The 12,548-nt window shown below is 54.6% G+C and carries 10 protein-coding genes; 8 read left to right on the forward strand and 2 right to left on the reverse strand.

The features are described from left to right. Positions 1-3 precede the first annotated feature (3 nt). Positions 4-399: a hypothetical protein gene (locus IPF95_10210; GenBank protein ID MBK6475066.1), complete on the reverse strand. Its 396-nt coding sequence runs from the start codon at positions 397-399 to the stop codon at positions 4-6. A 221-nt stretch (positions 400-620) separates the two neighbouring features. Further along, positions 621-962 (reverse strand): LysR family transcriptional regulator, encoded by a 342-nt coding sequence (locus tag IPF95_10215; protein ID MBK6475067.1) that lies wholly within the window; start codon positions 960-962, stop codon positions 621-623. 384 nt (positions 963-1,346) lie between these two features. Here IPF95_10215 and IPF95_10220 point away from each other — a divergent pair, with 384 nt between their 5' ends. The 8 genes from IPF95_10220 to IPF95_10255 all read left to right on the forward strand — a co-directional run bounded on the left by IPF95_10220 (position 1,347) and on the right by IPF95_10255 (position 12,538). Beyond that, a complete protein-coding gene (locus tag IPF95_10220; GenBank protein ID MBK6475068.1) occupies positions 1,347-2,192 on the forward strand; it encodes a c-type cytochrome in 846 nt (281 codons plus the stop codon). Between the two features lie 16 nt (positions 2,193-2,208). Beyond that, positions 2,209-5,835 (forward strand): nitrate reductase subunit alpha, encoded by a 3,627-nt coding sequence (locus IPF95_10225; protein ID MBK6475069.1) that lies wholly within the window; start codon positions 2,209-2,211, stop codon positions 5,833-5,835. A 21-nt stretch (positions 5,836-5,856) separates the two neighbouring features. Next, on the forward strand, positions 5,857-7,350 hold the full coding sequence (gene narH, locus IPF95_10230; GenBank protein MBK6475070.1) for a nitrate reductase subunit beta: 1,494 nt from the start codon (positions 5,857-5,859) through the stop codon (positions 7,348-7,350). Positions 7,351-7,352: 2 nt separating this feature from the next. Further along, complete coding sequence (locus tag IPF95_10235; GenBank protein MBK6475071.1) at positions 7,353-8,042, forward strand: hypothetical protein; 690 nt, start codon at positions 7,353-7,355, stop codon at positions 8,040-8,042. A gap of 2 nt (positions 8,043-8,044) precedes the next feature. Further along, complete coding sequence (narI, locus tag IPF95_10240; GenBank protein MBK6475072.1) at positions 8,045-9,004, forward strand: respiratory nitrate reductase subunit gamma; 960 nt, start codon at positions 8,045-8,047, stop codon at positions 9,002-9,004. Between the two features lie 151 nt (positions 9,005-9,155). After that, positions 9,156-10,592: a tyrosine phenol-lyase gene (locus tag IPF95_10245; protein ID MBK6475073.1), complete on the forward strand. Its 1,437-nt coding sequence runs from the start codon at positions 9,156-9,158 to the stop codon at positions 10,590-10,592. A gap of 117 nt (positions 10,593-10,709) precedes the next feature. After that, entirely contained in the window at positions 10,710-12,083 is a 1,374-nt protein-coding gene (locus IPF95_10250; GenBank protein MBK6475074.1) for a tryptophanase, read from the forward strand. Next, on the forward strand, positions 12,083-12,538 hold the full coding sequence (locus IPF95_10255; GenBank protein MBK6475075.1) for a 6-carboxytetrahydropterin synthase: 456 nt from the start codon (positions 12,083-12,085) through the stop codon (positions 12,536-12,538). The genes IPF95_10250 and IPF95_10255 overlap by 1 nt, the downstream gene beginning before the upstream one ends. Positions 12,539-12,548: the final 10 nt, after the last annotated feature.

Here is a 12,548-nt window from a genome sequence, read left to right on the forward strand (position 1 = left end):
TGATCAGTGTATCAAGCTTGTGTCCACGCTCACCGGCACGTCATTCAAATACCGGATCCGCGAGACTTCGCTCCCTTGGGCGTTCCACTGAGCGTAATCGCCGTTGAGCCGGTCGTTCACGTACATGCCTTCCGTAAGCTTCGTCCCATCGTTGCCCCACGTGGTCCATATCCCTTGGCGCTTGCCCTTACTGAATTGACCTTCCATGCGGCGATTGCCGTTTTCATAATACCAGGTCCATCGGCCGTGGTTCAGGTCGTTCACAACACTGCCGCTGTACTTGACCTGACCGTTCTCGTAGCGGCTGGGGTCCTTGTCGCGCGCGGTGAAGTGGAATGCCGCCCAAAGGACGATGATGATCCCGGTGATGATCTTATGTGAGCTGTTGTATTGGAACATGATCCGGTCGGGATCTAACCGTTCAGTTGTGGCGTATGCCGATGTGCAGGTCGATCATGGTTTCTGCGAACTACCGAAAGTGACCGTATCCATCAATAACTACCTGCATTAGCTCCAAGTCAAAGATCGACACATGGGCCTTAACGCTTTCAAATGTAAACATGCAAGCATCGATCACCGTCCGGTCCATAAAAAAATGATCGGGCTACGACCGTTGCAGATCACTTGGCCGAAGCTGGCTGCCTGAGCTCGGTACGTTTCGTCATCTCATCCAAAAAAGTCCGGAATTCAGATTCGATCAACCGGAAGGAATGGATCATATGGCGGCCTTTGTCCGTCAGCAATGTACCACCACCGCCCTGCCCGCCGCTGGTGCGCACCACCAATGGAACTTCTGCCATTGCGTTCATGGCCTCCACCAAGCGCCAGGCTTTCTTATAGGACATACCCATATTTCTAGCAGCTTCACTTATTGAACCAGAAGAGCCTATCTCTTCGAGCAGTGCGACCCGCCCTTGGCCCAAGAAAGCGTGGCCGTCGCTTACGATCCATATGCTGCCCATCACGGCAAAAGTTGATCTGGATGTTTTTCGTGGGGGCGTCATGGTCGATCGGGTATAACGGTGCAATATAACCTCAAGGCTCATTGAGTACGGTGAAAATGGTCAAGCTCTAATGTCGTCATCCAGATCGTAAATGTCGCCAATGACCTTTTGAATGGCCGCTTTCAAGCTGATCTCGATAGCGTTCGGCGAGATCTGAAATGATCATTTCTTGATCAGAACGAAGTAACGGATCGATGATATTCCATCGACCTCTTGGCCTGTCGATCACTTCTTTTGGTAAATACATGATGCATATCATATTTGTTTCGACATAGGTCTCTAAGATTTGCCATCGTGACGACCTGCTAACATCGTGCAACCGAACATCAATCAACTCCTCCAATGCGACACCTCATCAAGATCCTTTGGTTCTTACTGATCTTACCGCTGGTCCATCTACCGGCAGTGGCACAAGATGGCAACCAATTGTTCCGTCAGAATTGTGCATCGTGTCATCAAATGGGTAAGAGGTTGGTAGGACCGGATCTCACAGGCGTCACCGATCGGCGTACGAATGAATGGATCCACGCCTTTGTTAAGTCCTCACAAACCGTCATTAAGTCGGGCGATGCGGATGCAGTGGCCTTATCCGAAGCTTTCAACGGTATGGTAATGCCGGACCAAAGTCTCAGTGCCGGAGATGTGGACCAGATCCTTACGTACATCCAAAGTTTCAGTGTAGCAGCGCCTGTTGCCGGTGCTGAGGTAGCTGTAGTGGAGGAAGTGCCCGTTGAATACACCGATGCTGATCGCGAAACAGGACAGGCTTTGTTCGTTGGTAAGACACGATTCTCTAACAAAGGGGCCGCGTGCATTTCATGTCATAATGTGACCAATGATCAGTTGATATTGGGAGGAGCATTCGCAAAGGACCTTACCGGTGTGTTCGGTCGTATGGGGCACGCTGGTGTGGCAGGCATCCTAGGGGCACCGCCTTTCCCAGCCATGGCGACGGCATACGCCAATGCACCCCTTACCGAGCAAGAGATCCTTTCGCTTGCAGCATTTCTGGAGAATGCGGATAAGGTGAGCGCGCAACAGACAACCAAATCAGCTTACATGCCTTTCGCAGTGTATGGCGGCGGTGGTTTGCTTGCTTTCCTGGTCTTGCTCGGCTTCCACTGGCGCGGTCGGATCAAGAATACAATAAAGAAGGACATCTACGATCGGCAACTGCGATCCATCTGAAAAAAAACGGAATACCATGAGCTGGATAGAAGACATTATTTCGCCCAAGTCCCGACAGTGGGAGGAGTTCTACCGCAACCGCTGGCAGTATGACAAGGTGGTGCGTAGCACACACGGCGTGAACTGCACAGGGGGCTGTTCCTGGAACATCCACGTGAAGGATGGTATCGTCGTATGGGAGATGCAGGCCCTTGATTACCCGCTGCTGGAGGAGGGCTTGCCGCCTTACGAGCCACGCGGTTGCCAACGGGGTATCTCCTACTCCTGGTATTTGTACAGCCCGATCCGTGTGAAGTATCCACTGATGCGTGGTGCCTTGATGGACCTCTTCCGCAAGGAGAAAGAGTTGACTGGGAATGACCCGGTACAGGCCTGGGCCAACATCCAGAACGACCCGGTGAAACGCCAACGCTATCAACGCGCCCGTGGCAAGGGCGGCTTCCGCAGGGCGCACTGGGACGAGGTCCTCGAGCTCATCGCTGCGGCCAACATCCATACGGTGCAGAAGTACGGTCCGGACCGGATCATCGGGTTCTCGCCCATCCCGGCAATGTCCATGATGAGCTACGCTTCCGGCGCACGCTACTTGCAGCTCATGGGCGGGGTGAACCTTAGCTTCTACGATTGGTACTGCGACCTGCCGTGCGCGTTCCCAGAAGTGTGGGGCGAGCAGACCGATGTCTGTGAAAGTGCCGATTGGTTCAACTCCAAGTTCTGCGTGAGCATGGGCGCCAACCTGGGCATGACCCGGACGCCCGATATCCACTTCTTTTCTGAAGCACGGCACAACGGCACCAAGACCGTGGTGATGTCGCCGGACTTCAGCATGGTGGCCAAACACGCCGACCAGTGGATCCCTTGCCACGCCGGCAGTGACGGCGCATTCTGGATGGCCGTCACCCACGTGATCCTGAAGGAGTGGCACTCGGACAAACGCACACCGTACTTCCATGAGTATGTGAAGCGCTACACGGACTGCCCGTTCCTAGTAGAACTTGAGCCGAACGGCGAGCATTTCAAGCCCATGAAAATGGTGCGTGCCAATCGCTTGGATAAGTTCAAGGACATCAGCAACGGCGACTGGAAATTCCTTTGCCTCGATTCCAGCACTGGCGAACCAGTGACACCAAAGGGCACTATGGGCTACCGTTGGGACAAAGAACCAGGAAACTGGAACCTTAAGTACGAGAACGGCCCGGACAGCAAACCCTATGATCCCGAACTGACCTTCTTGGAGAATTCCGAAGAGGTGCTCCAAGTGGAGTTCGTAGAGTACGGATTGAAGAAGAAAGTTCTCCGCGGTATCCCGGTGAAATACCTCACCGGTGCGGATGGAAAGCGCATCCCTGTGGCCACGATCTATGACCTCACCATGGGTCAGTATGGCGTAGGCCGCGGTCTTGCAGGTGAGTACCCGAAGGATTACGACGACAAGGAGCAGGCCTACACACCCGCATGGCAGGAGATCTTCACCGGTATCGGCAAGAAGACAGTGATCAAGTTCGCCCGCGAGTGGGCCTCCACGGCCGAAGCTACCGAAGGCAAGTGTATGGTGATCGTGGGCGCGGCCATCAACCACTGGTTCCACGGCAACCTGATGTACCGCGCGTCCATCATGGCGCAGATGCTCACCGGATGCAACGGAAAGAACGGTGGTGGCATGAACCACTACGTGGGTCAAGAGAAACTCGCACCCGTGGATTCCTGGGGTACCATCATGGCGGCCAAGGATTGGGTCGGTGCCAACCGGCTCCAGCAGGGTCCCATCTGGCACTACATCAATTCGAGCCAATGGCGTTATGACGGCTGTCAGGCCGATTACAACAGCATCCCCGATGATGCCAACCCGCTGGCGCGGATGCACTCGGCGGACTGGATCGTGAAATCCGTGCGCAACGGATGGATGCCCTACTACCCGCAATACAACAAGAGCAACTTGGAGATCGCCAAGGAGGCGAAGGCCGCCGGTGCGAACACGGACAAAGAGATCGCGGACCATGTGGTGTCCCGTCTGAAGTCCGGTGACCTGCTGCATTCCGTGGTGGACCCTGATGATCCAGTGAACTTCCCGCGCAATTGGTTCATCTGGCGCGGCAACGCCCTGATGTCAAGCGCCAAGGGCCATGAGTACATGCTGAACCACTACTTGGGCACGCACCACAACGACATCGCCGATGAGGTTGCTGGCCCTATGGTAAAGGACATCGTCTATCGCGACAAATCGCCATCGGGCAAGATGGATCTGGTGGTAGACATCAACTTCCGGATGGACACCTCCGCGCTGTATTCGGACATCGTGCTGTCCACCGCTTCCTGGTATGAGAAGGCGGACATCAACAGCACGGACATGCACTCCTTCATCCATCCGCTCTCCGAGGCAGTGCCACCAGTATGGGAGGCGAAGACCGATTGGCAGATCTTCCAGATCATCGCGCAGAAGGTCAGCGAAATGGCTAAGCACCACCTTCCAACACCAGTTACGGATATCGTGAACGTACCACTGCAACACGACAGTGCCGACGAGATCACGCAGACCCATATCCAGGACTGGAGCAAGGGCGAATGCGAACCGATCCCCGGCAAGACGATGCACAAGATCGTGACGGTGGAGCGCGACTACACCAAGATCTATGACAAGTACATCTCGCTCGGCGGGAATATGAAGACCAAGTCGTTGGGCGCGCACGGTAACTCGTACATGGCCGATGACGTGTATGCGGAGATGAAGGAGGACAAGCGGCACGTGCAGCGGATCGACGGCCATGACCTACCTTCCTTGAAGGAGGATGTGGAAGCGGTGAACGCTGTATTGAGGCTCTCCACGCTCACCAACGGAATGCTGAACGACCGCGCTTACAAGAACATGGAGGTTAAGGCCGGCATGGTGTTGGCCGATCTCGGTGAAGGCAGTAAGGACGTGCGGATCGATTACAAGGACCTGCAGGCCCAGCCCCGGCGATACAATACCTCACCATTGTGGTCCGGCCTCATGAATGATGGTCGTGCCTATGCAGCCTACACCTATAACGTGGATCGATTGATGCCTTGGCGCACGATGACCGGGCGGCAGCACACCTACCTCGACCATGACGGCTACATCATGTTCGGTGAGCACTTCACCACATACAAGCCTTCACCGACACCTCAGGTGTATGGCGACTTACGCAAAACGGTGAATGACGGCAAGGCCAGGATGCTCAATTGTCTCACCCCGCACGGAAAGTGGCACATCCACTCCACCTACGGGGATACACTGCGGATGCTCACCCTCTCGCGCGGTATGGAACCCTGCTGGATCAATGAGAAGGATGCGGAGGAACTGGGCATCAAGGACAACGACTGGGTGGAGGTGTACAATGACCACGGGGTGTACTGCACGAGGTCCTGCGTTAGTTCGCGGATCCCGCGTGGGGTCTGCATCGTGTACCACTCACCTGAACGCACCTATTCCGTACCGAAATCGCAGGTACGCGGTGGGCGCAGAGCCGGTGGACACAATAGTTTCACACGCGTACATCTTAAGCCAAACCTGCTGATGGGAGGCTATGGCCAGTTCTCCTACCACTTCAATTACTGGGGTCCTGTGGGCGCCAACCGTGACACCCACGTGCTGGTGCGCAAAATGGATAAGGTCGAATTCTGAACAACGATAATAGCCAAGACCATGAACGTTAGATCACAGATCACAATGGTGTTCCACCTCGATAAGTGTATCGGGTGCCATACCTGTTCGATCGCCTGCAAGAACATCTGGACCGATCGTCGAGGTGCGGAATACATGTGGTGGAACAACGTGGAGACCAAGCCCGGCACCGGTTACCCCACTAAATGGGAGGATCAGGACGTCTACAAGGGCGGCTGGGTGAAGGACGGCAACTCCGTATCACTGCGCGGGGCAGGGAAGTGGAAGGGGCTGAAGAACATCTTCCACAACCCGAACATGCCCGTGCTGGAGGATTACTACGAGCCATGGACCTACAAGTATTCCGACCTGTTCACCGCACCGGAGGGGGATGACCAGCCTACGGCGCGCCCCGTGTCCTTGGTGACTGGCGAGCACATCGACGTAAAGTCCGGTCCGAACTGGGACGATGACCTTGGCGGGTCGCAGGACTACGCTCGCAAGGATGTGAACTTCAAGGACCTTTCTCCGGTGGAGCAGGAGAGCATGTTCCAGTTGGAACGGATGATGATGTTCTATCTGCCACGCATCTGCAACCATTGTCTTAACCCGGCCTGTGTGGGTTCCTGCCCATCGGGTGCCCTGTACAAGCGCGGCGAAGATGGCATCGTTTTGATCAATCAGGAACGGTGCCGTGCATGGCGTATGTGCGTTACAGCCTGCCCTTACAAGAAGAGCTACTACAATTGGAACACCGGGAAATCCGAGAAGTGCATCCTCTGCTATCCACGCCTTGAATCGGGACAGGCACCCGCCTGCATGCATTCCTGTGTAGGACGCATCCGATACTTGGGTGTGATGCTATATGATGCGGACCAGATCGAAGCCGTGGCCTCATGTCCGGAGAACGAACTTGTGGACCGCCAGATGGCGATCTACCTGGACCCGAACGACCCACTAGTGATCGCCGCAGCAAAAGCCAATGGTATCGCGGATTCCACGATCCGCTCGGCACAACAGTCACCGGTGTATAAGTTCGTGAAGGAGTGGGGTATCGCATTGCCTTTACACCCTGAGTATCGCACGTTACCGAATTTATTCTACGTGCCGCCGATGCTTCCGGCCATGGCAAGTGTGGATAGCGATGGCGTATATGATTCCACCACTAAGTCCTTATGGGGTGGGGTGGAAACCTCACGCCTGCCCATGAAATACCTCGCCAGCCTGTTCACCGCAGGTGATGAGGAGAAGGTGCGGAACGTATTGCGCAAATTGCTTGCTGTGAAGATCCATCGCCGTGATGCCACCGTAGGCGACCTCCCCAAAGAGGAGGTCGAGGAGGCAATGCAGATCGGCCATACCGATCCGGCCCAAGCGGATGCGATCTTCCGGCTGACCTCACTGGCCACCTTCAACGAGCGTTTCGTGATCCCGCCCGCACACCGCGAAGAGAGCATTGAAATGATCGAGGCCACCGCAGATGTGAAAGGCGAGACCGGATTCGGATTCAAAATGAAGCCCGCACGCGGCCTGTGACCATGCAAGCCGAACGCTACACCCTGATGGCCGACCTTTTCCGGTATCCCACTTCTGGGTTGCCCGGTGCTGTGCGGGCATGCCGTGAAATGTTGAAGGCCACCTGTCCGGATGCTGTGCCGGATATCGAGCGGTTCGCGGCCTGGGTGGACGAGACCTCGCTATATGACCAGGAGGAGATCTTTACACGGACCTTCCACGTGCAGGCCATCTGCTTCCCCGATCTCGGGTATGTGATCTTTGGGGAGGATTACAAACGCGGCGAGTTCCTCGTGAACATGAAGCGCGAGCAGACCGAAGCAAAAAACGATTGCGAAGGCGAACTGCCGGACAACCTGGTCAACGTGCTGACCCTGTTGCCCTTGATGAAGGACCACGCCGTTCGCGACGAGCTCTGCGTTCGCATCGTGATGCCCGCGCTCCGCATCATGCTCAAGGAATTCGAGACGGCTCGCATGGCGCTGCGGGAGAAAATGCTCTTGCGCAAACACAACGCCATCGTCCTGCAAGGACGTATGGACGGTAACGTGTACCGCAACGCACTGGATGCTTTACTCATCCTCCTTCAGAGTGAACATATCGAAGTAGAGAACCACGTGGACGAACTCCCAGCCTCACAAGCATTCATTCACGGTGTCGCCACTTGCGGCACCTGCAGTACCCCACATCCTAAGACCTTAAAAACGACCTGACCATGTTGACGCTCACTTCCGTATTAGACGGCAAGCTCCTGCCGATCGTACTTATTGTTGGAGCTCTGGTCCTGTACTATGTGATCACGACCATCTTCAAGGCACAGCGTGCGATCCAGGAACTCGGGATCGCACCGCGCACCAGCAAGCCGAATTATGCTATGGTATTCCTCATCATGTTCGGGGTGGCGGTCGCCGTGTCCTACGGATTGAAGCTCGGTTGGGATGCCGGTGGTGCGGTCATCAACACGCTGACACTTGTCGCCTTCCCGTACATCGCGTTGGTCGTATTCCTGATCGGATCGATCTACCGGTATATGAATCGGGGGTTCCAGGTCTCCTCGCTCTCCTCGGAATTCCTGGAGCGCAAAAAACTTTTTTGGGGCAGCCAGCCATTCCACTACGGATTGATGTGGCTCTTCTTCGGCCACCTGATCGCTTTCCTCTTTCCTGCGAGCGTCCTTGCATGGAACGGTGAACCTGTGCGGTTGTTGATCTTGGAAATGAGCGCCTTCGCATTCGGACTTGCCACCTTACTAGGACTAGTGCTCTTGATCCGTCGCCGCCTCGGTAGCCGTAAGGTCATGATGGTGACCAACCGCATGGACATGCTGGTATATGTGGTCCTTCTAGTCCAGATCTTGAGCGGACTGATCGTCGCCGTTGCTAATAACTGGGGTTCTTCCTGGTTCGCTTCGTCGATCACTCCCTTCCTGCGTAGCCTCTTTGCCTTCAATCCTGATGTGGCTGCGGTCAGTGCCTTGCCATGGACGGTGAAAATGCACATCTTCTCAGCCTTCTTCATCGTGGCGATCATTCCCTTCACCCGTTTCATCCACTTCCTCGTAGCACCGATCGATTATATCTGGCGCGGGTATCAAGTGGTGATCTGGAATTGGAGCCGGAAAGCCATCCGAACTTCAGGGAGCTACTTCCCCGGCAAGAAAGGAATTAACCACTGAGTGTTTCTGAGTCCTTGCTTCTAGGCTTTGCCGATCGATCCGGCCGAAGCAGAGTGAGGATTTCTGTGAGGAACATGACGGTGAGCAGGTATTAACTCCTCATGAGATACGATCTTGGCCCCGGATCGGGAAAAGAGCGCCGTGCAACAAAATGTGCCTTGGTGATCACGTTAATGACTCCCGGCGCTATGAACCAATTCATCCAATGACTGAACAACACACTTCCTGGGCCGAGCCCTATAAGATAAAAATGGTGGAACCGCTCTTTATGACCACTCGCGAACAACGCGAGGTGGCCTTGAAGGAAGCAGGATTCAATACCTTTCTACTGAAGAGCGAACACGTGTACATCGACCTTCTCACCGATAGCGGAACCAGCGCCATGAGCGATCGCCAGTGGGCGGGCATGATGCTGGGTGATGAAGCCTACGCAGGCAGTCGCAACTTCTACAACCTTGAAGCGGCCATTCAGCGCTACTACGGTTACAAACATATTATCCCAACGCACCAAGGCCGAGGCGCGGAGAATTTGATCTCGCGCATCTTGATCAAGCCGGGCGATATCCTGCCGGGCAACATGTACTTCACTACTACCAAGCTCCATCAGGAAATGGCCGGCGGCACCTTCGCCGACATCATCGTGGACGAAGCGCATGATGCCAACAGCACCTTCCCGTTCAAAGGGAATGTTGATCTGAAGAAACTGCAAGCCTTGATCGATGAACACGGTGCGGAGAAGATCCCGTATGTCAGTATTGCCACTACGGTTAACATGGCAGGCGGCCAGCCGATCTCACTCGCGAATATGAAAGCGTTGCGAGAGCTCACCAACAAATACAAGATCCGTATCATCCACGATATGACACGAGTTGCGGAGAACGCATACATGATCAAGCTGTTGGAGGAAGGGCAAGGGCATCGATCGACTGCGGAGATCGTGTTGGAATTGTGCTCGCTCACCGATGGCGCTACCATGAGCGCGAAGAAGGATGCGCTAGTGAACATCGGCGGATTTTTAGCAACCAACGAGTGGGATGTTTACGAAGAAGCACGCAACCAAGTGGTTATCTTCGAAGGGTTGCATACGTACGGTGGATTGGCAGGTCGCGATATGGAAGCCATGGCGATCGGCATTTCCGAATCAGTGGATGAGGACCATATCCGCGCACGCGTTGGACAGGTGTTCTACCTCGGGAAAAAGTTGCAAGCAGCAGGCATTCCCATGGTAAAGCCGATCGGTACGCACGGTGTTTTCTTGGATGCGAAAGCGTTCTTACCACATGTGCCGCAACTCGCTTTCCCGGCTCAAACACTCGCTGCGGAATTGTACCTCGATGCCGGTGTTCGCACCATGGAACGCGGTATCGTTAGTGCAGGTCGCGACAAGGAAACCGGTGACCACTGCTACCCCGAACTCGAGCTCGTTCGTCTAACAATTCCACGTCGCGTATACACGCAAGCGCATATGGATGTGATCGCTGAGAGCGTGCAGCGCGTGTACGAGCGCCGTGCTACCATCAAGGGCCTGCGTATGACCTACGAACCGAAGTATTTGCGTTTCTTCCAAGCGCGCTTCGAATCACTTTGAGCAAATACTTTTCAGGGCATATCGACCAACTTTGAATTCCATTTTCTGATCAGTTACCCGGAGAGCGCGAAGTGATCATCCGGTGCTGATCGTCTGATTTTCTGATCAAGACCCCCTATGCAACACAAAACCGTAATTGAACCCTTCAAGATCAAGAGCGTTGAGCCGATCAGCGTAAGCACTGAAATGGAGCGCAAGCAATACTTGAAGGATGCGCACTACAATCCCTTCTTATTGCGCTCGGATAATGTGATCATCGACTTCATGACCGACAGCGGTACCAGCGCCATGAGCGCCAAGCAATGGGCCGGTATGATGGAAGGTGATGAAGCCTATGCGGGTTCGCGTAGTTGGGAGCGCATGGAACGTGAAGTGCGTGATCTCACAAACATGCGCTACATCCTGCCCACGCACCAAGGCCGTGCTGCGGAGCGCATCATTTACGGGCACTTGGGCGGTGCGGGCAAGGTGTTCATCAGCAATACACACTTTGATACGACCCGTGCGAACATCGAATTCAGTGGTGCAACAGCGATCGATATCCCGATCAAAGAAGGCAAGGACACCTCACTACAACATCCGTTCAAAGGCAACATGGATGTAGCCGCGTTGGACCAGTTACTGAAAGAGCACAAAGGTCATATGGGCGCTGTGATACTCACCGTGACCAACAACAGCGGCGGCGGACAACCGGTGAGCATGGCCAATGCGGAAGGAGTTGCTTCGATCTGCAAGCGGCACGGCGTATTGTTCCTATTGGATTGTTGCCGGATCGCGGAGAATAGTTGGTTCATCAAGCATCGCGAGGATGGCATGGAACATTCAAGCTATCGCGAGATCGCACAACGCATGTTCGCACTGGCGGATGGTGCGGTGATGAGCGCGAAGAAGGATGCCCTAGTGAACATGGGCGGATTTCTTGCATTGAAAGATGAAGCCCTCGCGGAAGCATGCGTCAATCTATTGATCATCACCGAAGGGTTCGCGACATACGGCGGTCTCTCAGGTCGTGATATGGAAGCGTTGGCGATCGGCCTACAGGAGATCTTCGATCCGCACTACTTGGATTATCGCATCAAGAGCACGTTGTTCCTCGGAACGAAAATGGACGAACTCGGCGTGCCGTTAATGCTGCCGATCGGTGGCCACGCTGTGTATGTGGATGCCAAGAAGTTGTACCCACATATTCCGCCACATGAATATCCAGGCCAAGCATTAGTATGCGAACTTTACGAGTTGGCGGGAATCCGTACTGTTGAGATCGGCTCGGTAATGTTCGGCACCTACAACGCCGACGGAACATTGAACCCTGCACCTATGGAGCTGGTGCGCTTGGCCATACCGCGCCGTGTCTATACGCAAAGCCATATCGAATACGTCATCGAAACATTCGCCGAGATCATGAAGCGTCGTGAGAATGTGCGCGGAGTGAAGATCACGAAGGAACCGCATTTTCTACGGCACTTCACCGCGCATTTCGAACCGCTCTAATGATTATCAGTAGTTCGGGACAACATGTGCGCGTAACCAAGCGCTTCACCTTCGAAATGGCCCATGCGCTGCGTTGCCACGATGGAATGTGTGCACAGATACACGGTCATTCCTACGTGTTGGATGTAACACTGATCGGCACGCCTAGCAACGTTCCCGGCTATCCGAAGGACGGCATGGTCATGGATTTCGCAGAGTTGAAGAAGTTGGTTCATACCGCAGTGATCGCGCATTACGACCATGCGTTGGTGTTGCATGATAAGGATCGAAATTCCGTTGCCGAAGGCCACGAATTATTTGCACGTGTACGTTTCACACCATGGCAACCCACGTGTGAGAACGTGCTGTTGGATATCGTGGAGCGATTGCAGAAGGTGACACCGGTAGCAGCGCGATTGCACCGGGTCCGCTTACAAGAAACCGCTACGAGTTGGGCGGAGTGGGGTGCTTGGTGAGCATTACCGC

This window comes from Flavobacteriales bacterium (genome assembly GCA_016704485.1).
Classification (GTDB): Bacteria; Bacteroidota; Bacteroidia; order Flavobacteriales_F; family PHOS-HE28; genus PHOS-HE28.

Excerpts from the sequence above, each read along its gene's own strand:
- IPF95_10210 (MBK6475066.1), bottom strand. The coding sequence starts at position 399 with ATGTTCCAATACAACAGCTCACATAAGATCATCACCGGGATCATCATC.
- IPF95_10215 (MBK6475067.1), bottom strand. The coding sequence starts at position 962 with ATGGGCAGCATATGGATCGTAAGCGACGGCCACGCTTTCTTGGGCCAA.
- IPF95_10220 (MBK6475068.1), top strand. The coding sequence starts at position 1,347 with ATGCGACACCTCATCAAGATCCTTTGGTTCTTACTGATCTTACCGCTG.
- IPF95_10225 (MBK6475069.1), top strand. The coding sequence starts at position 2,209 with ATGAGCTGGATAGAAGACATTATTTCGCCCAAGTCCCGACAGTGGGAG.
- narH (MBK6475070.1), top strand. The coding sequence starts at position 5,857 with ATGAACGTTAGATCACAGATCACAATGGTGTTCCACCTCGATAAGTGT.
- IPF95_10235 (MBK6475071.1), top strand. The coding sequence starts at position 7,353 with ATGCAAGCCGAACGCTACACCCTGATGGCCGACCTTTTCCGGTATCCC.
- narI (MBK6475072.1), top strand. The coding sequence starts at position 8,045 with ATGTTGACGCTCACTTCCGTATTAGACGGCAAGCTCCTGCCGATCGTA.
- IPF95_10245 (MBK6475073.1), top strand. The coding sequence starts at position 9,156 with ATGTGCCTTGGTGATCACGTTAATGACTCCCGGCGCTATGAACCAATT.
- IPF95_10250 (MBK6475074.1), top strand. The coding sequence starts at position 10,710 with ATGCAACACAAAACCGTAATTGAACCCTTCAAGATCAAGAGCGTTGAG.
- IPF95_10255 (MBK6475075.1), top strand. The coding sequence starts at position 12,083 with ATGATTATCAGTAGTTCGGGACAACATGTGCGCGTAACCAAGCGCTTC.